Raw genomic sequence first — 21,805 nt, forward strand, 5'->3', positions numbered from 1 at the left:
GTCCCGGTGGGCGTGTCGCCGGACATACCGGATCTGGCGACATGTACCTGGCCCTCAAGCACTTTCATCTCACTTGTGTGGTTCTCAGTATTGCAGGCTTTGCCCTGCGGGGCTGGTGGTCCATCACCGGCTCGCCCCTGTTGCGGGCCAGGCTGACCCGGACCCTTCCCCATCTGGTGGACTCATGCCTTTTGGCCAGTGCAATCGCAATGGCCTGGATCGCCGGTTTCATGCCGTTCGTGGATGACTGGCTGACCGCCAAGATCGGGGGTTTGCTGCTTTACATCGGCCTCGGCGCGCTGGCCCTCAAGGCCACTCGGCCCCGGGCGCAGCGGGCGACAGCCTGGGCCGGGGCGCTGGCCGTGTATTCCTACATCCTTGCGGTGGCGATGACCAAGAACCCCTTGGGCTGGCTCGCCCTAATGTAAGCCGGCGACTCAGGCGGCGTGGTGGCTGAGGATGCGCTTGAGGCCCGGCGTGTCGAGAATGCGGATGTGTTTCTGCTGGACGGCCACCAGACCTTCGTCCTGGAAACGGGAAAAGGCGCGGGAGACGGTTTCGAGCTTGAGCCCCAGGTAAGAGCCGATTTCGTCACGGGTCATCCTCAGGTGGAACTCCGACGGCGAAAAGCCCCGGGCCGTGAAACGCTGCGACATGTTGAGCAGGAAGGCCGCGAGGCGTTCTTCTGCGCGCATGGAGCCGAGCAGCATCATCACGCCGTGGTCACGGACGATCTCGCGACTCATGATCTTGTGGAACTGGTGTTGCAGGCTTTCCACCTGGCGGGACAGTTCTTCGAGCCGGCTGAAAGGGATCACGCAGACTTCGCTGTCTTCAAGGGCGATGGCGTTGCAGGAGTGCTGCTCTCCACTGATGCCGTCTAGGCCAAGAACCTCGCCCGTCATCTGGAAACCGGTCACCTGATCGCGTCCGTCCTCAAGGATGACGTCAGTCTTGAAAGAGCCGGCGCGAATGGCATAAATGGCCTCGAAGGGGTCGCCTGAGCGGTAAAGGTGCTGTTGCCGCTTGATTTTGCGGCGACTCCCGACAAGTTCGTCAAGCTGATTGACCTCACGGGGATCAAGTCCGAAAGGCAGGCACAGCTCCCGCAGGTTGCACTGGGAACAGGCTGTCTTGATCTCCACTGCCGTTATTGGCACTACCGATTTCATCTGCACGTGCAATCACCTGAACTTTGTGGTCATTCTAAGGTTTGGAGCCCTTTGATCCACATCAATACGATTTTTTGACGATTCTGCGATTGTCTCGTGCAACCAACAGAAGCCTCTCCATGAACACGGCACAAAAAGATCTGATTTTCGACCCTGTCCTCATTCGCAAGTTCGATGTGAATGGGCCTCGCTACACGTCCTTTCCCACCGCGGACCGCTTCGTCGAGGCCTTCAACGCCGAGGCACTTGGCGACTGGTTGGGCAAGCGCACGATCGGCGGAATCGGCAAACCGCTCTCATTATACTTCCACATCCCCTTCTGCAATACGATCTGCTACTACTGCGCCTGCAACAAGATCATCACGAAGGACCATGGGCGTTCTGCCAAGTATCTGAATTACCTTGAAAAGGAAGTCGATCTCCAGGTGGCCAGCCTCGAAGGGCCACGTGAAGTCCTGCAGCTTCACCTGGGTGGCGGCACGCCCACCTTCCTGTCCCATGACGAGTTGCGGCAGTTGATGGGCATCGTCAAGAAGCATTTCACGCTTGTACCCGATGGTGAGTATTCCATCGAGGTTGACCCCCGCAAGGTTGATGAAGCCACGGTTGCGCTGCTCGCCGAGCTGGGCTTCAACCGGATGAGCGTGGGTATCCAGGACTTCAATCCGGATGTGCAGCAGGCCGTCAATCGGGTGCAGAGCGAGGAAGAGACCAAGCTCGTCATCGATGCCGCCCGTGCCCATGGTTTCAAGTCGGTCAGCGTTGACCTGATCTATGGTCTGCCCAAGCAGAACGTCATCAGTTTCAACCGCACCCTCGAGCAGATCCTGGCCCTGTCGCCCGATCGCCTCTCGATATACAACTACGCCCATCTGCCCAGCCTGTTCAAACCCCAGCGACGCATCATGGATGCCCAGTTGCCGTCAGGCGAGACCAAGCTGCAGATCCTTCAGCTCGCGATCCGCCGGCTGACCGAGGCGGGTTATGTTTACATCGGCATGGACCATTTCGCCAAGCCGTCCGACGAGCTCACCACCGCCCAGCGCCAGGGTCGGCTGCATCGCAACTTCCAGGGTTACTCCACCTATGCGGAGTGTGATCTGCTGGCCTTCGGTGTGTCCGCCATCGGCAAGGTGGGTCCGACCTATGCGCAGAACGTCAAGACCCTTGACGAGTACTACGATATCCTCGACTCGGGCCGGCTCCCCGTGCTGCGTGGTATTGAGCTGACCCCGGATGATCTGCTGCGCCGGGCGATCATCCAGGCGCTGATGTGTCACTTTGAGCTGTCCATCGAGTCCATCGAGATCGCGCACCTGATCGACTTCCGCAAGTATTTCGCGGCCGAACTGGCTGATCTGCAGGAAATGGAAAAAGGCGGCTTGCTGACCATTGATGACCAATGGATCTCGGTACTGCCGGCCGGCCGCATGCTGGTTCGGGCGATTGCCATGGTCTTCGACCGCTACCTGCGCTCTGATCGTGAGCGCACCCGCTACTCCAAGGTGATCTGAGCAGACCGGCCCGGTCGGCACCGGGCTAGAATGCCAAGGCAAGTGCGATTTTCTGCGCCCCGTGCTTTCGCGGGGCGCTTTGCTTCCAGGTCTCGACCATGCCCGAAACCGGTTATCTCGCAGTCTTTCTCATCGGCCTCCTGGGGGGCACCCACTGTGTTGGAATGTGTGGTGGCATCGTCAGCGCCCTGACGGTGAACACTGTTCGCATGCCCGGCGAGTCACGGCGTGAGTGGCCGTTGCATCTGGCCTACAACATCGGTCGAATTGCCAGTTACACCGTGGCCGGGGCGGCCATGGGCGCCATCGGCACGGTGGGCATGCTCTTCAACGACATCCTGCCCATCCAGTTGGGGCTGTACGTGGCTGCCAACCTCATGCTCATCGCGCTTGGCCTTTACCTCACCGGTTTCACGCGCGCCTTGTCAGGTGTCGAGCAGCTTGGTAGCCGCCTGTGGTCGCGCATCCAGCCTCTGACCGGGCGCTTCCTTCCCGCCCGGACCGTGGCGCAGGCCCTGCCGCTGGGCTTGCTGTGGGGCTTCCTGCCCTGCGGTCTGGTTTATAGCGTGCTCGCGACCGCGCTCGTCACCGGTGCCGCGGAGCGGGGGGCCATGCTGATGCTGGCTTTTGGTCTTGGTACCTTGCCCAATCTTCTTCTGGCTGGCCTGCTGCTCAAGCGCCTCAAGGATGTGGTACGGAACCGAGTCGTGCGCACGGGGTCTGGAATGGTGGTGCTGGCCTTTGGCGTGTATGGCCTGGTGACGGCGCCGACCCTCGGTAGCAACCTTTGGAACGGGGTTGTCTGCCACTTCTGACCCGGGCGTGGAGTGGAATACGGTGAGCCGGACGTGCGTTACGATTTTTCCGTGAGCGGCATGACCTGCGCAGCCTGTGCGGCGCGACTGGAAAAAGTGCTCAACCGCCTCCCCGGCGTCGAGGCTACCGTCAATTTCGGCACCGGCAAGGCCAGGGTGATGGCTTTACCTGACGCACCCCCGGCAGCCGACATGGTGGCCGCCATCCGCAAGGCCGGGTTCGATGTTCCTCCCCGTGCACTCGACCTCACCCTTGCCGGCATGAGCTGCGCCGCCTGCGCCGCACGCATCGAGAAAGTGCTCAATCGTCTGCCCAGCGTCGAAGCGAGCGTCAATTTTGCTGCAGAAACAGCTCGGGTGCGTTACACCCCCGGTATGGTCGAGCCAGTGGCGATCGTTGCCGCCGTGGCAAAGGCGGGCTTTACCGCCACCCCCGTTGCGGTCCGCGACCGGGATGCCGACAAGGCCCGCAAGGCAGTCGAGGCGGCTACCGAGCTGCGCCTGTTCTGGTTGTCGGCCGGGCTCAGCCTCCCCTTCCTGATCCAGATGGTGGGCATGCTCGGCGTCGACATGGCGAGCGGCCATCATGCCGATCTGCTGCCGCGCTGGCTGCAGTGCCTGCTGGCCACGCCTGTGCAGTTCTGGATCGGGCGGCGTTTCTACACCGGCGCTTGGTCGTCCCTGCGCGGCGGCGGGGCCAATATGGATGTACTGGTGGCCCTGGGCACCAGCGTGGCCTATTTCTTCAGCCTGGCGGTGGTTGTCCTTGGGCGCCACGACTTGCATGTTTACTTCGAAGCGTCGGCCAGCATCATCACCCTGGTGCTCCTCGGCAAGCTGCTTGAGGCCCGGGCCCGCGCCCGCACCTCGGCGGCCATCGAAGCCCTGCTGCGCCTGCAGCCGCCGACGGCCTGGGTCGAGCAGGCTGGGCAATTGGTAGCGGTGCCGGTGGAGCAGGTGGTGTTAGGGACAGTTTTCGTGCTCCGCCCCGGTGACGCGGTGCCGGTGGATGGCGACGTGCTGGAAGGCGAATCGTCTGCCGACGAGGCCATGCTCACCGGAGAAAGCATTCCGGTGGTCAAGGCGCCCGGTGATCAGGTCTTTGCCGCCACGGTGAATGGTGACGGCGTCTTGCGCTGCCGGGCCACCGGCGTCGGTACCGAGACGCTGCTGGCGGGCATCGTGCGTCTCGTCGAGCAGGCCCAGGGCGGCAAGCCGGCCGTGCAGCGCCTGGCGGATCGGGTTGCTGCGGTCTTCGTGCCGACGGTGGTGGTCATCGCCCTGGTCACCTTTCTGGGCTGGTGGTGGTTCGGCGGCGAACTGGCCCCGGCGCTGGTCAATGCCGTGGCCGTGCTGGTGATCGCCTGCCCCTGCGCGCTGGGTCTGGCCACGCCGACAGCGGTGATGGTGGGGACGGGGCAGGGGGCCCGCGCCGGCATACTCGTCAAGAACGCGGAGGCGCTGGAACTGGCCGAAAAGATCAAGGTGCTGGTGGTGGACAAGACCGGCACGCTGACCGAAGGCCGGCCTGCCGTCCTGGATGCGCGGATGGCCGCCGGTGTCGTACGCGAGGATTTGCTGGGTCTGGCAGCAGGGCTGGAGCAGACCAGCCACCATCCCCTGGCCCGCGCAGTGGTTGCCGCCGCACGGGACGCCGGTGTGGCGCTAAGCCTGCCCGAGGCCGTTCAGGCCTTCAGCGGCAAGGGTGTCACCGGACGGGTGGGCCACCGGATGGTGGTGGTGGGGTCGCCAGACTTTCTCGCCGGACAGGGTTCACCTCTTTCAGCGGATCTGCTCGAACCCTTGCTTGCCGCGGCTTTGACGCCCGTCGGTGTGGCTGCAGACGGCAACGTTCTAGGCGTGCTGGGGCTTGCCGATCCGCTGCGTGCCACATCGAAGGCGGCGGTGACACGCCTGCAGGGCCTGGGGGTAAGGGTGGTGATGCTGACCGGCGATCACCCGGCGGTGGCGGCGCGGATCGCCGCCGAAGCCGGGATCACTGAATTCCGCGCCCAGGTCATGCCGGAGGGCAAGGCCGAGGCCGTGGCGGCACTGCGTGGCGAAGGACTGGTCGGGATGGTCGGAGACGGCATCAACGATGCACCGGCGCTGGCGGCGGCCGACGTGTCATTCGCCATCGGCGCGGGCTCCGATGTGGCCATCGAGGCTGCCGACCTGACCCTGGTGCGCAACGATCTGGCCGGGGTTGCCGATGCGATCTCCCTTTCCCGGGCAACGCTGGGCAAGATCCGCCAGAATCTGTTCTTTGCCTTCATCTACAACATCCTTGGTATTCCGGCGGCGGCCTTCGGCTTGCTCAACCCGGTGATCGCCGGTGCGGCGATGGCCATGAGTTCGGTGTCGGTGGTGAGCAATTCCCTGTTGCTCAGACGCTGGCGTCCGGGAAAATCAGACTGAAAGGAAACATGATGGAAGAAGTGCTCATCAAGGTGGCAGGCATGAGCTGCCAGGGCTGCGTGAAGAACCTGACCGGCGCGCTGTCGGCCACGCCGGGCGTGGCCAGCGTGGCGGTTTCGCTGGAGCAGGGGGAGGCACGGGTTGGCTACGACCCGGCCCGGGTTTCGGCCAATGCCCTGCGCACGGTGGTGGAAGACTGTGGTTTTGACGCGAGCTGAGCGGATTTCCGCCATCAGGGTTCATCCGATGTGAGCACGCCTCACATATAATGCTGCGCTGTCTTACATCTAATAACGGGAGGTAGTGATATGGGTTTCGATCAGGTCAAGGCCGGCAAGGACGTTCCGAACGACATCAACGTGATCATCGAGATCTCCGCCCAGGGCGATCCGATCAAGTTCGAAGTGGACAAGGATAGCGGCGCGATCTTTGTTGACCGTTTCATGGGTACGTCCATGCGTTACCCGATCAACTATGGCTACGTGCCCCACACCGTCGCCGGCGATGGCGACCCGGTGGACGTGCTGGTGGTCACCCCCTTCCCGCTGGCCCCGGGCGTGGTCATCCGCTGCCGCCCCGTTGGCGTGCTGAAGATGGAAGATGACGGCGGTGTGGACGCCAAGGTTGTGGCTGTTCCCGTCTCCAAGCTGACCCCGCTGTACGACAAGGTCCAGACCACCGACGACCTGCCCGAGCTGCTGATGAAGCAGACCGTGCACTTCTTCGAGCACTACAAGGATCTGGAGCCGGGCAAGTGGGTCAAGATCCTGGGCTGGGGCACCGTCGAGGAAGCCAAGCAGGAAATCGTGAACGGCCTGGCTGCTGCTGCCAAGTAAGCCTTCGCCTCCGCTGCTGAAAAAGGCCCGCTGCACGCGGGCCTTTTTCTTGCTCTTCAGGCCGCCTGCCCGGCTGCATGGCCCGAGGCCCAGGCCCACTGGAAGTTGTAGCCCCCCAGATGGCCGGTGACGTCCACCACCTCACCCACGAAGAACAGACCCGGCACCTCCCGGGCCTCCATGGTCTTGGAGGACAGGGCGCGCGTATCCACCCCGCCCAGGGTGACCTCCGCCTTCGCGTAGCCCAGCGTGCCATTGGGTGTGATTGCCCAGCCGGAGAGTGCGGTGGCAATGGCGTCCAGCTCCCGGGCGTTGAACTGGTGGGTGGGCTTGTTCCAGCCCCGCTGTTCGCACCAGGCCTGGGCAAAGCGCTTGGGCAGGCGTTCGGTGAGCAGGTTGGCCAGCAGGCTCTTGCCGCGGGCGCGCTCCCCCAGCCAGTCGCGGACGTTCTCGGCCGGAAAGAGATTGACCGTGACCTGGGTGCCGCCGTCCGCCTCGCCGTAGTCCCGGGCCTGCCAATAGGACGAGGCCTGCAGGATCACCGGCCCGGACAGGCCCCGGTGGGTGAACAGCAGGTTCTCCCGGAAGCGCCCGGCGCCACATTCGGCCACCGCATCGAAGGCCATGCCGGAGAGCTCCTTGTAGATGGCGAGCTCTTCGGGTGGCAGGGTCAGGGGCACCAGGGCCGGCTTGGGGGGAATGATCGCGAGCCCGAACTGCTCTGCGATCTTGTAGCCCAAAGGGGTGGCGCCGATCTTCGGGATGGCCAGCCCCCCGGTGGCGACCACCAGGCTGGCGCAGGCCAGGCGCCCGTGACTGGTGTCCAGGATGAAGCGCGCCTCGGGCGTGTCGCCGGCGACCAGCCCCTGGAGCGCGCACGGCATGGCCCAGCTGACGGCACCGTCCTCGCATTCGGCGCGCAGCATGTCGATGATGTCCTGGGCCGAGTCGTCGCAGAAAAGCTGACCGTGCTCACGCTCGTGCCAGGCAATGCCGTGGCGATCCACCAGCCCGATGAAATGCGCCGGTGTGTAGCGCGCCAGGGCCGAGCGGCAGAACTGGGGGTTGCGCGACAGATAGTTGCCGATGCCCACATCGAGATTGGTGAAGTTGCACCGTCCTCCGCCGGATATCCGGATCTTCTCGGCCAGCTTGGGGGCGTGGTCGAGGAGCAGCACGCGACGCCCACGTTTGCCGGCCTCGGCGGCACACATCATGCCGGCGGCACCGGCGCCGATCACGATCACGTCGTAGCGGGAAGTCCTGGTAGGGTGGTTCATTGCGACGGGGCGAGGAGAGCGGTAACGGGCCCGGAGGATAGACTGCGCCTTGCGTTACGGCAAACACCGCGCAGAACGTCATTTGCAGCACCGCCTTCCCCTGCTAGGCTTCCGGGATACAGGAATGCTCGCCCGCGCCGTCGGCGCGGAGAAAAAGGGACATGACGAGATGGGACAGAAGGTGCGCGTAGCCGGTCGGCCGGCCAGGTGGGCACTGTGGGGCGCAGGTGTTTTTGCGCTGGTGGGCGTGGTGGGCTTCCTGGTTGCCCCGCCACTGGTCAGGTCGGTGGCGCAAAGCACCCTGTCCGATCTGCTACACCGGCCGGTGACCATAGAGGGCGTTTCCATCAATCCCTACGCCCTGTCGGCGGAAGTCCGTGGCTTTCGCATGCAGGAGCGGGACAGCGATGCGACGGCGGCCAGCTTCACCTCCCTGTATGTCAATGTTGAGCTGGAATCCCTGTTTCGGGGTGGGGTGGTTGTCGAGGAGCTGAAGCTTGTCGAGCCGGTGGTCAGCGTGGTTCGGCTTGAGGGCCGGCGCTTCAACTGGTCGGACGTGATCGACGAGATCCTCAACAAACCGGACGACGGTTCCACCAGCCACTTTGCCGTCAATAACATCCGTGTTGAAAAAGGGCGGATCGATTTTGACGACAAGCCCGAAGGCAGCAAGCATGCCTTGACCGATCTGGAGCTCGGCCTGCCCTTCGTCTCCAACATGCCGTCCCATGTATCCACCTTTGTCGAGCCCCTGCTGGCGATGAAGGTGGATGATGCCCCCTTTGAGCTTCGTGGCAAGGCCCTGCCGTTCTCCCCCAAGCGCGAATCGCTGGTCAATCTGCGCATTGACCGGTTTGATCTGACCCGTTTCGTGGATTATCTCCCCGTAGAGAAGACCTTCCGCCTGCCCGGCGCGCGCTTCTCCAGCGACCTTGAGCTGCGCTTTGCCCAGCCGCCCAATGCCGCTCCCGATCTGAGCGTGAAAGGCACGCTGGGCCTCGATGACGTGGAGGTCCAGCATGCGGATGGTCGCCCGGCCATCAAGCTGGCTGCGGTGCGCGTGGGGATCGACAAGCTTGCTCCCCTGGGCGGCGAGCTGGCCCTTGGCACGGTGTCCGTCGACAAACCCGACCTCAGCGTGAGCCGCGGCCGGGATGGTCAGCTAAGCCTGCTGGCGCTGATTCCCAAGCAGGCCCCCTTGCCTTCAGACAAGCAGGCTGCGCCCGCTGCTCCCTCATCCAGGACGAAGCCCTTTGCCCTGTCCCTGGCCGAGTTCAAGCTGACGGGCGGTCGGGTCCACATCACCGACGAGCTGCCCGTCAGCCCTTACCAGAAGACCCTGCAGGATCTGCATGTATCCCTGCGTCAGTTGCGCTTGCCGGGCAGCGAGCCGGCCGCGCTGGATTTCGGCTTCGGAACCGGGTCGGGTGAGACCTTCGAGCACAAGGGCAGCTTGGCGATCGCGCCGCTCAAGGCCAGTGGCACACTGGTAGCGGCCGGTGTCGATGTGCCGGCGCTGAAGCCGTATTTCGAAGCCGCGCTCAAGCAGGCCGAGGTGTTGTCGGGCAAGGTCGATGCGCGCGTGGCCTACGACGTGTCCCTGATTGAGGGCGAGCCCAAGGTCGGGCTGAAGGCCGAATCCATCAAGCTGAGTGATCTGAGTGTCCGCCTGAAGGGCGAAAAGCAGCCGCTGGCGCGCCTTGGCCTGCTCGAGCTGCGGGATGCGGAGGTGGATGCCGCCGGCCGCAAGGTGACGGTTGGCGCGGTCGCAGGCAATGCCACGCGGATCGACCTGGTGCGGGGCCGGGACGGGCTGTTCAATGCCCAACGCCTGACGGGCGAGGCCGCGGCCGGGAGTCGGGCTCCGCCAGCAAAGGTGGCACCGTCCGTAGCCGCTGGCGGCGGTGCTCCGCCGAAGGATTGGCAGGTGGAGATCAAACGTGTCGCCCTTGATGATTGGGGGGTGAGGCTCGAGGATCAGACCCTGGCGCCAGCCGTGGTGCTCAACGTGGAGCCCCTCAGCTTGAAGGTGGAAGGTTTGTCCACGGTGAAGGGGAGCAAGGCAAAGCTGAATCTCCAGACCTCGGTGAACAAGCGCGGCCGCGTTGGTGTTGTCGGCACGCTGGGGCTGGCGCCGCTGGCTGGCAGCCTGGACCTGGACCTGAAAGCCGTGGATCTGGCCATGCTCCAGCCCTACGTCACCGAGAAGGTCAAGATCGCGATCACCCGCGGAAATGTCACCTCCCGTGGCCGGCTGGCCTTCGAGTTGCCGGCCGTCGGTGGGGTGAAGGGCGGTTTCAAGGGCGCAGTCACGGTGGGCAACTTCGCCTCGGTGGACAAACTCAACGCGGCGGACTTCCTCAAATGGAAGTCGCTGTACTTCGGTGGCATGGATATCCGCCTGTCGCCGCTGGCCGTGAGCATCGACGAGATCGCCCTGAGTGATTTCTATACCCGGCTGATCCTGGATGCCCAGGGCGGGCTCAACATCCGTGAGCTCACCGCGCAGCAGGCCATCGAGAAAAAGGAAGCGGCCGCGGTGAAGGCTGCGGCTGAGGCCAGCGCACCCGCCCAGCTACTTCCGCCCATCCTGATCAAGCGCATTACCCTGCAGGGGGGCAACATCGCCTACAGCGACCGCTTCATCCGCCCCAACTATGATGCCAACCTCACAGGCATGGGCGGGCAGCTCACGGGGCTCTCGTCGGACCCCGGCACCATCGCCGAACTCGACCTGCGCGGCAAGGTGGACAATGCTGCGCCCGTCGAGGTGGTTGGCAAGCTCAACCCTTTCCGCCAGGACAAGGCGCTCGACATCCACGCTTCGGTGAAGGACTTCGAGCTCTCGGGCGTGTCCACTTACGCCGCCAAGTACGTGGGCTACGGTATCGAGAAGGGCAAGCTCTCGGCGGATCTGAAGTACAAGGTCGAGGATCGCAAGCTCACCGCCACCAATGAAATCTTCCTGGATCAACTGACCTTCGGCGAGCAGGTGGACAGCCCCAGCGCCCTCAAGCTGCCGGTGCTCCTTGCGGTGTCCCTGCTCAAGAACAGCCGTGGCGAGATCGACCTCAAGCTGCCCGTGGGGGGCTCCCTGGACGACCCCGAGTTCAGCGTTGGTGGGCTTGTCTTCAAGGTCATCGTCAACCTGATCGGCAAGGCCATCACTTCACCCTTTGCCCTGCTCGGCGCAATGCTGGGTGGCGACAGTGAAGAATTGGCATGGGTCGATTTCGATCCAGGCTTTGCCCGGCTGCCCGAGTCGGCGGAGGCCAAGCTCAAGGCCATTTCCCGGGCCATGACGGACAAGCCGGGCCTCAAGCTCGACATTGCCGGGCGGGTGGACACCTTGAATGATCCTGAGGGGCTCAAACGCGCCCTGCTGCTTGGCAAAATTGAGGCCCTGAAGGTGAAGGACATGGCCCGGAAGGGTGAGTCGGTGGAGGAGGGGGGGCGGGTGTCCATCTCTCCCACGGAGTACCCCGTGCTCCTGGGCCAGGTATATGGTGCCGAGAAGTTTGCCAAGCCCCGCAACATGATCGGATTGGCCAAGGAGCTGCCGGCCGCCGAGATGGAGAAGCTGATCCTCGCCAGTATCCAGGTGGGCGATGACGAGTTGCGGCTGCTCGCCCAACAGCGCGCCCAGGCGGTCAAGACCTGGTTGCTGGAGCAGGGCAAGGTACCTGCCGAACGTGTCTTCCTCCTTGCGCCCCGTAGCGGGGACGATGGGAAGCACCCCAAGGCCCGCATCAGTCGGGTCGACTTCTCCTTGCGCTGAAGGACGACGACGCATGAGGCTCCAAAGACTGGATACGGCCGCTCGGCAGGCCGCCTTGGTTGATCTGGCGGGATGGCAGTTGCTTCCGGATCGCGATGCCATTCACAAATGCTTTCGCTTCGCCGACTTCAGCCACGCCTTTGGCTGGATGACCCGGGTTGCGCTGATGGCCGAGAAGCTGGATCACCATCCCGAGTGGTCCAATGTGTATGGCCGCGTGGAGGTCACCCTGAGCACCCATGACGTGGGTGGGCTGACCGTGCTTGACCTGGAACTGGCCCGGTTCATGGACGCTGCCGCGGCGCTATGCGGCGGCGCGGCATGATTGTCTGCGCCGAGGGTGCTAACCTTCGCCCACCGGATCTGTTGGTTTCATCGATTTCGGCATTCATGGAGTCCGGGCCGACAAAAATAATCCGGACAACCCGAGGGAGAACACAGCCGATGCACCTGACCTTTCACTGGAGTGGAACCCTGCGTCGTTCGCGCCTGCGCACCGTGTCGTCGGGTGACGAACAGGCGGAAAGCCGGCGTACCTGGAAGCGCTTTCCTTACGGCGACCGGATCTACCGCTACGGTGGCACAGCCCTTCAGAGCAATTGGTCACGCCTCCATCGGGGCGATCGGGAGCCCTATCCGTCTTTAGACAGTCTTGATGCCCTGCTGCGTGCCAACCCCGCCCTGGCACCCGGCGTCCCTTCGGCGGAAGTCCTGGTCCCCATTCTTGAGGACGCCTGGAGGGCCTACCATGCCGGTGATTTTGCCGACGCGGTGGATCGTGGCCTGGCCGCCGGGCCCGTGGGTCTGGTCGTTTCCGCGCGGGCTGCTGCCGTCTATGCCTCCCACCTGGAGGAGGATGAAGCGCGGCGGATCGCCATCCTGAAGGGCGTGGTGGAATCGTGCTCGGCCTTGGTGCAACTGGCGCCAAACTGGGCCAACGCCTGGTATGTCCATGGATTGGCCCTGGGGCGCTTCAGCCAGAACATCTCGGTGGTTCGGGCCCTCTCCCAGGGGCTGGGCGGCAAGGTCAGGGACAGTCTGCAAAGGGCCATAGACCTGGAGCCCGGGCATGCGGATGCCCATGTGGGCTTGGGGGTCTATCATGCCGAGGTGATCGACAAGGTCGGCGCGTTGATGGCCGCCTTCACCTACGGTGCACGCCGCACGGCCGTGACCGAGCACTTCGAGGCCGCCCGCGCCCTCCATCCCCAATCCCCGGTGGTCCTTGCGGAATACGCCCGATCCACGGTGCTGGCCTTCGGCAACCTGCATCAGGGGCGGGCCCATCAGATCTTCGGTGAGGCTGCGGCCTGCCAGCCGGCCGATGCGCTGGAGCGCCTTGATGTGGAGTGGGCCCTCGGCGAAATCGAGTAGCCCTCCCGATCATGCCTTGGCACGTACCAGACGTGCCTTTTCCCGGACCCAGTCGCGTTCCTTCTCGGTCTCGCGCTTGTCGTACTGCTTCTTGCCCTTTGCCAGGCCCACCGTCGCCTTGACGCGCCCCTTGTTGTAATGCAGATCCAGGGGCACCAGCGCATAGCCGGCCCGCTCCACCTTGCCAATGAGCTTGGAAATCTCTTCTGCGTGAAGCAGCAGCTTGCGGGTGCGGGTCGGGTCCGGGTGGATGTGGGTCGAGGCCGACTCGAGTGGTGTGATATGCATGCCGACGATGAAGATCTCGGCGCCGCGGATCACCACGTAGCTTTCCTTGATGTTGGCGCGCCCGGCGCGAATGGCCTTGACTTCCCATCCCTCCAGCACCAGGCCGGCTTCGTACTTGTCCTCGATGAAATAATCGTGGAAGGCCTTGCGGTTGTCGATGATGCTCATTGGCGTAGGTTTGAACGGGCGCGTAAAATCGCGCATTTTAACAGCTCGGTAGTCCGCTCGCGCCCCAATGGCAGCCGTCAAGAAAATAGTCCTGATCGAGTTCACGCCGGCCCAGATGTTCGATCTGGTGGATCGCTGCGAGGATTACCCGAAGTTTCTGCCCTGGTGTGGCGGTAGCGAGGTGCAGTCCCGCGACGAAAAAATCACCCGGGCCACCCTTCACATCAACTACCACGGGATCAAGTCCCACTTCAGTACCGAGAACGACAAGGACTATCCCCGGCATATGCACATCCGCCTGACCGACGGGCCTTTCACCCACCTTGACGGCAGTTGGGATTTCACCCCCCTCGGGGATGCGGCCTGCAAGGTGGAGTTCAACCTGCACTACGAGTTTTCCAGCCGTCTGATCGAGAAAGCGGTTGGCCCCGTGTTCAGCCACATCGCCAATACCTTCGTCGATTCCTTCGTCAAGCGCGCTGCGCAGATCTATACCAAGGGCTGAAATGAGCGATTCAATCAACGTGGATGTCTGTTACGCCCGGCGGGACGCCCAGGAGATCGTGCATCTTCGTCTGCCCGAAGGCAGCACAGTGCAACGTGCCGTCGAGGCATCGGGCCTTCTCCAGAAACACCCGGAGATTGATCTTGCCAAGGGCAACAAGCTCGGCATCTTCGCCAAGCTGGTCAAGGCCGATACGGTGCTCCGGGACAAGGACCGGGTTGAGATCTACCGCCCGCTGATTGCCGACCCCAAGGAGGTTCGGCGCAAGCGGGCTGAAGAGGGCAAGGTGATGAAGAAAGGTGGCGGGCCGGCGGAGGAAGCCTCGGGTTGAGGCCCTGGAAGTGATTGCCTACTTGCAGTTACGTTCCAGCGTGGCCCGGGTGTGCTCGGCCTCGGCGGCGCGCTCGTCATCATCCATCATGACGACTTCCCCTGCGTCGTTGTAGCGGCCCATGCGCTGGCCCCCGGTCACGCCAGCCAGGTAGCGGCGAAGGTCTGCGCACTCCTTCTGCTTGCGTTCGTCTTCCGCCTTGTCCTTGCGCGCCTTGTCTTCGGCTTCGGCGGCCTCGGCCCGGCGCTTGCGGAACGCCTGTTCCTTCTCTGCATAGCTCTCGGTGTTGACGGCACGTCCGCTGTTCTGGGTGCTTGCGGGCGCGAGGGGGGCTTGCCGGATGGTCCGCGTCTTTGCCTCGGCGGGCGGCATGTCCGAATAATGGACCTGACCATTGGCGTCTTTCCAGCTGTAAATGCTCTGTGCGGCAGACAGGGTGGTCGTGCAGGCAAGCAGCACGGGGAGCAATTTGTGGACCATTGGGTCTCCGTCAGGACAAAGCTTTTGCCGGTCGGCGGCAAGCTACGTATAATACGGATTTGATTCAAGGGATTAAAGCCATGCGAGTGATTCAGAAGGCGCTGACGTTCGATGACGTCCTTCTCATCCCCGCCCATTCGAGCGTTCTCCCGCGCGACGTCAGTCTCCAGACGAAGCTCACGCGCAACATTACCCTGAATATTCCCCTGGTGTCCGCTGCAATGGATACCGTCACCGAAGCGCGCCTTGCCATTGCGCTCGCGCAGGAAGGCGGAATCGGGATCGTTCACAAGAACCTGACCCCGAGACAGCAGGCGGCCGAGGTGGCCAAGGTAAAACGCTTTGAATCGGGCATCCTCAAGGATCCGATCACCATTCCGCCCACCATGACGGTCCGCGAGGTGCTCACCCTGACCCGCACCCACAAGTTCTCCGGCCTGCCGGTGGTGGAAAACGGCAAGGTCATCGGCATCGTCACCAATCGCGACACCCGTTTCGAGACCAATCTCGACCAGCCCGTTGCCGCCATCATGACCCCCCAGGCCCGCCTGGTCACGGTCAAGGAGGGGGGTAGCCTGGATGATGCCCGTGCTCTGATGCACAAGCACCGCCTGGAGCGCGTGCTGGTGCTCAATGACGAGGGTGGTCTGGCCGGCCTCATCACCGTCAAGGACATGATGAAGTCCACCGAGCATCCGCTCGCCGCCAAGGACACCCTGGGCCGCCTGCGTGTCGGCGCGGCCATCGGCGTCGGTGCCGGCACCGAAGAGCGTGCCGAACTGCTGGCCGAGGCCGGCGTGGATGTGATCGTCGTGGATACCGCCCACGGTCATTCCCAGGGCGTGCTCGATCGGGTTAACTGGGTCAAGAAGAACTTCCCTCAGGTGGAAGTCATCGGCGGCAACATCGCCACAGCAAGCGCCGCCCTGGCGCTGGTGGAGGCCGGTGCCGATGGCGTGAAGGTCGGTATCGGCCCGGGCTCCATCTGCACCACCCGCATCGTGGCGGGTGTCGGTGTGCCCCAGATCACGGCGGTGGACAACGTCGCGACGGCGCTTGCCGGCTCCGGCGTGCCGCTGATTGCCGATGGCGGCATCCGCTACTCCGGTGACATCTCCAAGGCCATTGCGGCGGGTGCCAACGTGGTCATGCTGGGTGGCCTGTTCGCCGGTACCGAAGAAGCGCCGGGCGAGACCGTGCTGTTCCAGGGTCGTTCCTACAAGTCCTATCGTGGCATGGGTTCCCTGGGCGCGATGCAGCAGGGCGCCGCCGACCGTTACTTCCAGGAGAACGATGGCAACGTGGACAAGCTGGTGCCCGAAGGCATTGAAGGCCGTGTGCCCTACAAGGGCGCCGTGACGGCGGTGATCCACCAGCTAATGGGCGGTCTGCGTGCCTCCATGGGCTATGTGGGTTGCGCCACCATCGATGAGATGCGCTCCCGCGCCGAGTTCGTCGAGATCACGTCTGCCGGCATCCGCGAGTCCCACGTCCACGACGTGCAGATCACCAAGGAAGCGCCGAACTACCACGTGGATTGATGCTTCGATCCCGTGTTGCGGACAAGGGCAGCCTGTTGGCTGCCCTTGTCCGTTCACCACCTGGCGTGTCATGGCTGACAGGTATCATCTGGAGCCTCGCATCATCGCGCTGAACCTATCGCGCCGAGCACACTCCACACCTCCATGCTGACCCGAACCTATCAAGACTCCACCTCTGCCGCGGCCGCCCTTGCGCCGGTTGTCGAGGTAAGCGGCCTGTGCCGCACTGTAAGCGCTGACGACGGCGCGTCCCTGCGCATTCTCGATGATGTGTCCTTCCGCATCCTTGCGGGCGAGGCCGTAGCCATTGTCGGCGCCTCCGGCTCCGGCAAGTCCACGCTGCTCGGTCTGCTGGCCGGGCTGGACGAACCGAGCAGTGGCGCCGTGCATATCCGTGGCCAGGATCTGTTTGCCCTCGACGAGGACGGCCGGGCCGCCCTGCGGGGCGCCTGCGTGGGCTTCGTCTTCCAGTCCTTCCAGCTCCTGCCGGCCCTGACCGCCCTCGAGAACGTGATGCTTCCGCTTGAGCTGGCCGGTCGCGGCGATGCCCGTAAGGAAGCGGAGCTGTGGCTGAGCCGTGTCGGGCTCGGCGCCCGCCTGGGGCACTATCCGCGCCAGCTTTCGGGGGGCGAGCAGCAGCGCGTCGCCGTCGCCCGGGCCTTCGCGCCCCAGCCGGCACTGGTGCTCGCCGACGAACCCACCGGCAACCTGGATGTGGCCACCGGCGACGCGGTCATCGAGCTGATGTTTTCCCTCAACGCCGAAGCCGGCACGACCCTGGTGCTGGTTACCCACGACAATGCCCTCGCAGCCCGCTGTGGTCGGACATTGCGTCTGGCTGCGGGTCGGCTAGTAGAAGGGTGATCCCGAGGAAACACCCAATGTGGGCGACTGAAGTCGCCCCAACAGGGAAGGCTTTCGCCGGCGTCGTGCAGGGGCGACTTCAGTCGCCCGTGGACGGAATGACCAAGGCTTGCATGAGACGATCAAGCCTTGAAACCGCTCAGTACCTGCCCGGAGCCCGTCTCAGTCCAGCAGGAAAGCGCTTTCCTTCAGTCCGCAGCGCTTGAGGATGCCGCGCGCCGCGCTGATGCCGCTGCGCACTGCCGCTTCCAGGGTGGCGGGGTAGGGCGAGGCCACGTAGTCCCCGGCAAGCCACACGCCGGCTTCCGGTGTGCTCGTGGCGGGGCGGACCACGCCCGGTACGCACGCAAAGGTGGCCCGCTTTTCGGTGATGGTCTTCGACCACTTGAGGGGAGGCAGGCGCCCGAGGGCCTCCTGGAGCTCGGCCACCAGGGCGATCTCCAGCGCCTCCTTGCTGATTTCCTGATGGGCGCCGCTGGCGCTGATGACCACCCCGACAAGCCCTTCCGGGCCGCCCAGCGCTGCCCGGTCGAAGGCCCACTGGCCGTAGCCACCGCTGAGTCCGATCATGGGGTCGGGGAAATGCACGGGGCCGTCAAAGGCCAGCCAGCTGGTGACGATGGGTTCATGGCGGAGGGCGCCGATGCAGGCGGTCACCGGTGCCATGGCCGGCAGGGCTTCCACCAGTGCGGCCACGTGGTAGGGCGCCGTGGCGATCACCACGTGATCGTAGAGGCTGCGCCACGGGTCGCCGTCCAGGCGGTAGCCGTCGTCGTGGCGTTCGATGGCCTTGATGGGCTCGGCGGTGCGCACCTGATGGCCGCGCATGGCCAGCCAGCGCGAGGCCGGCACCGGAAAGAGTTCGGACAGGTCCACCCGCGGGATCAGCAGATCCGAGGCCGAGGCGGACGCGGCCAGGCTGTCCTGCAGCACGCGGGCAAACACTTGCGCCGAGGCCTCGCTGACCGGGGTGTTGAGGGCGGCGATGCACAGGGGCTCCCAGATCAGCCGGCTCAGGGTGTCGGTCTGGCCGGATTCGGCCAGCAGCGCCGCCACCGGGCGATCCGGTTCAACGCGATAGGCCTGGCGCTTGAGTTGCCCCATCAGGCGGGCCATGGCGCGCTTGTCGGCCCAGCTCAGGCCTTTGGCGCGCAGCAGGCCGAGAGCCAGATGGAAGGGCGCGGGCAGGGGCGCGGCACGCAGCTCGCACAGGCCGGGATAGACCAGGGCCAGGCGCCGGGTTTCCAGGACGCCGGGCTTGACGCCCACCAGACGCAGCATGCGCAGGGTCTCGGCGTAGGCGCCAAGCAGGATGTGCTGACCGTTGTCGAGGCTGTAGTCGAGCGCGTCCACCACCCGGGCACGTCCGCCCAGGGTGCGCGAGGACTCGAAGAGGCTGACCCGCGCGCCGCCCCGGGCCAGGGTGACGGCCGCCGCGAAGCCGGCGTAACCGCCTCCGATCACGGCCACCTGGGGGGGCGAACTCATCCCTTGAACCAGGTCATGCCCGCCAGCCAGATCTTGCGCAGGGGCGTCAGGGAGGTGCGCCGGTCGAGGACAAGGAAGCCGTCGGCCTCGATCTCGTCGAGCAGGCTGCGGTAGATGGCGGCCATGATCAGCCCTGGGCGCTGGGCCTTGCGGTCTTCGGCGGGCAGCTGGGCAAAGGCCTGGTCGTAGAGCTGGCGGGCCCGCTCGGCCTGGAAGCTCATGAGCTTGCGGAAGTCTTCCGAGTACTGACCGTCGAGGATCTGCCGGGCGGGCACGTTGAAGCGCTGCAGCTCGTCGATGGGCAGGTAGATGCGGCCACGGCGGGCGTCCTCGCCCACATCGCGGATGATGTTGGTGAGCTGGAAGGCGAGGCCCAGGTCGTGGGCGTACTTGAGGGTCTGGCGGTTGGTGTAGCCGAAGATCTCGGCCGACAGCAGGCCGACCACGCTGGCCACCCTGTAGCAGTAGAGGTGCAGGGCCTTCCAGTCCAGGTAGCGGGTCTGCAGCAGGTCCATCTGCATGCCGTCGATGATCTCGAGCAGTTGCTCCCGGGGCAGGTTGAAGCGCCGGGTGACGTCTTTCAGGGCCAGGCCCACCGGGTGCTGGGGCTCGCCGTCGAAGACCAGGGCCACCTGCTGGCGCCACCAGTCGAGCTTGGTCTGGGCGATCTGCATGTCGTGGCACTCGTCCACCACGTCATCCACCTCACGGCAGAAGGCGTACAGGGCGGTGATGGCCTGGCGTCGCTCGGGGGGCAGGAACATGAAGCTGTAGTAGAAGCTGGAGCCGCTGCTGGCGGCTTTCTCCTGGCAGTAGGCGTGGGGGTCGCTCATGGGGATCACCGGGTGGCGGCGCGCCAGGCGAGGCGCAGCCAGTCTGTCTTGCCGAGGGTCGGCCGGCATTTGAAGATGTCGTAGCCGTTGGCCTCGATCTTTTCAAGCACGGCCAGCCCGCCCTGCACGATGAGGCGCAGCTCCCAGCCGATGCGGCCTGGCAGGCGGTGGGCCAGGGGGGCGCCGTGCAACATCATGGTGCGCGCCCGCTGGATCTCGAAATCCATCAGGGCGGAGAAGGCGTGGGTCACTTCGCCGGCGGCAATGCACGCCTCGCTCACGCCAAAGCGGGCCATGTCGGCCTGGGGCAGGTAGATGCGCTGCTTCTGCCAATCCACGGCCACGTCCTGCCAGAAGTTGATCAGCTGCAGGCTGGTGCAGATCTGGTCGGACATGGCCAGGTTGTCCGGGGTGTCGGCCTGGTACAGGCGCAGCAGCAGGCGGCCCACCGGGTTGGCGGAGCGGCGGCAGTAGTCGCTGAGCTCGGCAAAATCGGCGTAGCGGGTCTTGCCCACGTCCTGGCTGAAGGCATCGAGCAGGTCGCGGAACAGGCCGGCCGGCAGCTTGAAGGCCCGCATGTTGCGCCCCAGGCGCTCAAAGATGGGTATCAGGCCGGGGTCGTCGAAGGGGCGGCCCTGCTCGATGGCGAGCAGCGCCCGGCGGTAGTCATTGAGGCGGGCCAGGCGCATCACCGGCAGGGCGTCGCCCTCGTCGGCAATGTCATCGGCGCTGCGCGCAAAGGCGTAGATCGCCTCCACCGGCTCGCGCAGGTGCGCGGGCAGCAGAAAGGAGGCAACCGGGAAGTTTTCGTAGTGGTCGACGGGCATGGGCGCGCGGAGTATACCCTGCGCAGGTAACGGAACCGACCGTTCCCGCCGCCCTCTGATACGCCATGCTCGAAATCGAAAAGCTGTCCCGCCATTTCAATGGCCGCGCCGTGCTACGGGAGGTGTCCCTGCAGCTTCAGCCCGGCGAATACGTGGCCATCGTCGGGGAGTCGGGGGTGGGCAAGTCCACCCTGCTCAATCTGGTGGCTGGCCTGGATCGACCCGATGGTGGCCGACTGTGCCTGGACGGGGAGGACTACGGCCAGCTCGACGAGGACGCCCTGACCCGCCTGCGCCGGGACAAGCTGGGCTTCGTGTTCCAGGCCTTTCACGTACTACCCCACCTGACCGTCGGCCAGAACGTGGCCCTGCCCCTGTGGCTTCAGGGCCAGGACGCTGCCGCCGCCGCAGCGCCGGCCCGGCAGCTACTGGACGCGGTGGGTCTGGCCGAGCGGGCCGATTCCTGGCCGCGGGAGCTCTCCGGCGGCGAGATGCAGCGCGTCGCCATCGCCCGGGCCCTGGTGCATCGCCCGCGCCTGGTGCTGGCCGACGAACCCACCGGCAACCTGGACCCCGCCAATGGGGAGAAGGTGCTGCGCCTGCTGGCCGCGCGCATCCGCGAGGCCGGGGCCATCGGCATCCTGGTCACCCATTCCCTCGAGGCGGCGGCCACCGCCGACCGGGTGCTGCGTCTGACGCCGGAAGGCCTGCGCGGATGAGGCTGGCACCGGTCTTTCTCGGCTCGCTGGCCCGGCGCCGCATGGCCACGCTGTTTTCCCTTGTTGCCATCGTACTGGGCGTGGCCCTGGGCATGGCCGTGCAGGCGGTGCACGAGGCCGCGCTGAGCGAGTTCGGCCGTGGCTTGCGCACCCTGGCCGGGCAGGCCGACCTGCAGGTGCTCGGCCCGCGCGGGGGCTTCGACGAGGCGCTGTATCCCCTGCTGGCCGCAGCCCCGGAGGTGGCCGACGCCAGCCCGGTGGTGGAGGTCGATGCCCGTCTGGCGGGGCGGGAAGAGAGTCTGAGCATTCAGGGCGTGGATCTGTTCTCCCTGGCCCGGGTGACACCCCGGCTGCTGCCCCGGGCGGCGGACGAGGGCGAGCGCTTTGCTGCCCTGGCCGACGACGCCCTGTTCCTTACCGAGGGCGCGCGCCAGGCCCTGGGCGTCAAGGCGGGGGATGTGTTGCACTTCCAGGCCGGGTCGGGCCGGCGGGCCCTGCGGGTGGCCGGCGATCTGCCCGGGCTGGAGGATGGGCGCCGCCTGGCGGTGATGGACATCGCCGGCGCCCAGTGGCA

22 protein-coding genes are annotated in these 21,805 nt (G+C 65.0%); 15 read left to right on the forward strand and 7 right to left on the reverse strand.

Annotation, left to right across the window (positions count from 1 at the left end; all coding sequences use genetic code 11):
• Window positions 1-41 precede the first annotated feature (41 nt).
• Window positions 42-428, forward strand: a complete 387-nt coding sequence (locus tag J0L98_RS13425) for a SirB2 family protein (RefSeq protein WP_296412281.1) — start codon at window positions 42-44, stop codon at window positions 426-428.
• A 9-nt stretch (window positions 429-437) separates the two neighbouring features.
• Here the strand turns inward: J0L98_RS13425 and fnr are convergent, their stop codons facing one another.
• Window positions 438-1,172, reverse strand: coding sequence for a fumarate/nitrate reduction transcriptional regulator Fnr (gene fnr, locus J0L98_RS13430; protein ID WP_296402030.1), 735 nt, complete (start codon window positions 1,170-1,172; stop codon window positions 438-440).
• Window positions 1,173-1,291: 119 nt separating this feature from the next.
• Between fnr and hemN the strand changes: the two genes are divergently transcribed.
• The 5 genes from hemN to ppa all read left to right on the forward strand — a co-directional run bounded on the left by hemN (window position 1,292) and on the right by ppa (window position 6,755).
• Entirely contained in the window at window positions 1,292-2,686 is a 1,395-nt protein-coding gene (hemN, locus tag J0L98_RS13435) for an oxygen-independent coproporphyrinogen III oxidase (RefSeq protein ID WP_296412282.1), read from the forward strand.
• Between the two features lie 98 nt (window positions 2,687-2,784).
• Window positions 2,785-3,501, forward strand: coding sequence for a sulfite exporter TauE/SafE family protein (locus J0L98_RS13440; RefSeq protein WP_296412283.1), 717 nt, complete (start codon window positions 2,785-2,787; stop codon window positions 3,499-3,501).
• Window positions 3,502-3,534: 33 nt separating this feature from the next.
• The gene (locus J0L98_RS13445) at window positions 3,535-5,919 is read left to right on the forward strand and encodes a heavy metal translocating P-type ATPase (protein ID WP_296412284.1); all 2,385 of its coding nucleotides are present in this window, start codon (window positions 3,535-3,537) and stop codon (window positions 5,917-5,919) included.
• Between the two features lie 11 nt (window positions 5,920-5,930).
• On the forward strand, window positions 5,931-6,137 hold the full coding sequence (locus tag J0L98_RS13450) for a heavy metal-associated domain-containing protein (protein ID WP_296402033.1): 207 nt from the start codon (window positions 5,931-5,933) through the stop codon (window positions 6,135-6,137).
• A 90-nt stretch (window positions 6,138-6,227) separates the two neighbouring features.
• Window positions 6,228-6,755 carry an inorganic diphosphatase gene (gene ppa, locus J0L98_RS13455; RefSeq protein WP_148579286.1) on the forward strand — a complete coding sequence of 176 codons (528 nt, stop codon included), beginning with the start codon at window positions 6,228-6,230 and terminating at the stop codon, window positions 6,753-6,755.
• 56 nt (window positions 6,756-6,811) lie between these two features.
• Here the strand turns inward: ppa and J0L98_RS13460 are convergent, their stop codons facing one another.
• Entirely contained in the window at window positions 6,812-8,035 is a 1,224-nt protein-coding gene (locus tag J0L98_RS13460) for an NAD(P)/FAD-dependent oxidoreductase (protein WP_296412285.1), read from the reverse strand.
• Window positions 8,036-8,159: 124 nt separating this feature from the next.
• Here J0L98_RS13460 and J0L98_RS13465 point away from each other — a divergent pair, with 124 nt between their 5' ends.
• From J0L98_RS13465 to J0L98_RS13475, 3 genes are all read left to right on the forward strand, one after another.
• Window positions 8,160-11,813 carry a DUF748 domain-containing protein gene (locus J0L98_RS13465; protein ID WP_296412286.1) on the forward strand — a complete coding sequence of 1,218 codons (3,654 nt, stop codon included), beginning with the start codon at window positions 8,160-8,162 and terminating at the stop codon, window positions 11,811-11,813.
• A gap of 13 nt (window positions 11,814-11,826) precedes the next feature.
• Window positions 11,827-12,138 carry a 4a-hydroxytetrahydrobiopterin dehydratase gene (locus J0L98_RS13470; protein WP_296412287.1) on the forward strand — a complete coding sequence of 104 codons (312 nt, stop codon included), beginning with the start codon at window positions 11,827-11,829 and terminating at the stop codon, window positions 12,136-12,138.
• A 119-nt stretch (window positions 12,139-12,257) separates the two neighbouring features.
• Entirely contained in the window at window positions 12,258-13,187 is a 930-nt protein-coding gene (locus tag J0L98_RS13475) for a hypothetical protein (protein WP_296412288.1), read from the forward strand.
• A gap of 9 nt (window positions 13,188-13,196) precedes the next feature.
• Here the strand turns inward: J0L98_RS13475 and smpB are convergent, their stop codons facing one another.
• A complete protein-coding gene (smpB, locus tag J0L98_RS13480; protein ID WP_296412289.1) occupies window positions 13,197-13,643 on the reverse strand; it encodes an SsrA-binding protein SmpB in 447 nt (148 codons plus the stop codon).
• Between the two features lie 67 nt (window positions 13,644-13,710).
• On the opposite strand from smpB, the gene J0L98_RS13485 reads away from it, so the two are divergent.
• Window positions 13,711-14,148 carry a type II toxin-antitoxin system RatA family toxin gene (locus J0L98_RS13485; RefSeq protein WP_296402041.1) on the forward strand — a complete coding sequence of 146 codons (438 nt, stop codon included), beginning with the start codon at window positions 13,711-13,713 and terminating at the stop codon, window positions 14,146-14,148.
• Between the two features lies 1 nt (window position 14,149).
• Window positions 14,150-14,479 carry an RnfH family protein gene (locus tag J0L98_RS13490; RefSeq protein WP_296402042.1) on the forward strand — a complete coding sequence of 110 codons (330 nt, stop codon included), beginning with the start codon at window positions 14,150-14,152 and terminating at the stop codon, window positions 14,477-14,479.
• 18 nt (window positions 14,480-14,497) lie between these two features.
• Here the strand turns inward: J0L98_RS13490 and J0L98_RS13495 are convergent, their stop codons facing one another.
• The gene (locus tag J0L98_RS13495) at window positions 14,498-14,959 is read right to left on the reverse strand and encodes a DUF4124 domain-containing protein (protein ID WP_296402043.1); all 462 of its coding nucleotides are present in this window, start codon (window positions 14,957-14,959) and stop codon (window positions 14,498-14,500) included.
• 80 nt (window positions 14,960-15,039) lie between these two features.
• Between J0L98_RS13495 and guaB the strand changes: the two genes are divergently transcribed.
• Complete coding sequence (gene guaB / locus J0L98_RS13500; RefSeq protein ID WP_296412290.1) at window positions 15,040-16,500, forward strand: IMP dehydrogenase; 1,461 nt, start codon at window positions 15,040-15,042, stop codon at window positions 16,498-16,500.
• Window positions 16,501-16,644: 144 nt separating this feature from the next.
• Window positions 16,645-17,364 (forward strand): ABC transporter ATP-binding protein, encoded by a 720-nt coding sequence (locus J0L98_RS13505; protein ID WP_296412291.1) that lies wholly within the window; start codon window positions 16,645-16,647, stop codon window positions 17,362-17,364.
• A 162-nt stretch (window positions 17,365-17,526) separates the two neighbouring features.
• Here J0L98_RS13505 and hpnE read toward each other — a convergent pair whose 3' ends face one another.
• From hpnE to hpnC, 3 genes are read right to left on the reverse strand one after another with little or no spacing between them, the layout of a single operon-like run.
• Window positions 17,527-18,852, reverse strand: coding sequence for a hydroxysqualene dehydroxylase HpnE (hpnE, locus tag J0L98_RS13510; RefSeq protein ID WP_296412292.1), 1,326 nt, complete (start codon window positions 18,850-18,852; stop codon window positions 17,527-17,529).
• Complete coding sequence (hpnD, locus tag J0L98_RS13515; RefSeq protein WP_296412293.1) at window positions 18,849-19,685, reverse strand: presqualene diphosphate synthase HpnD; 837 nt, start codon at window positions 19,683-19,685, stop codon at window positions 18,849-18,851. Before hpnD ends, hpnE begins: the two co-directional genes overlap by 4 nt.
• A gap of 5 nt (window positions 19,686-19,690) precedes the next feature.
• Window positions 19,691-20,512: a squalene synthase HpnC gene (gene hpnC, locus J0L98_RS13520; RefSeq protein WP_296412294.1), complete on the reverse strand. Its 822-nt coding sequence runs from the start codon at window positions 20,510-20,512 to the stop codon at window positions 19,691-19,693.
• A gap of 65 nt (window positions 20,513-20,577) precedes the next feature.
• On the opposite strand from hpnC, the gene J0L98_RS13525 reads away from it, so the two are divergent.
• Window positions 20,578-21,231 carry an ABC transporter ATP-binding protein gene (locus tag J0L98_RS13525; protein ID WP_296412295.1) on the forward strand — a complete coding sequence of 218 codons (654 nt, stop codon included), beginning with the start codon at window positions 20,578-20,580 and terminating at the stop codon, window positions 21,229-21,231.
• Window positions 21,228-21,805 (forward strand): ABC transporter permease (locus J0L98_RS13530; RefSeq protein WP_296412296.1); only part of this gene is annotated, 578 nt, incomplete at its 3' end. The genes J0L98_RS13525 and J0L98_RS13530, both read left to right, overlap by 4 nt.

Source organism: Zoogloea sp., from assembly GCF_017302315.1.
Lineage (GTDB): Bacteria > Pseudomonadota > Gammaproteobacteria > Burkholderiales > Rhodocyclaceae > Zoogloea.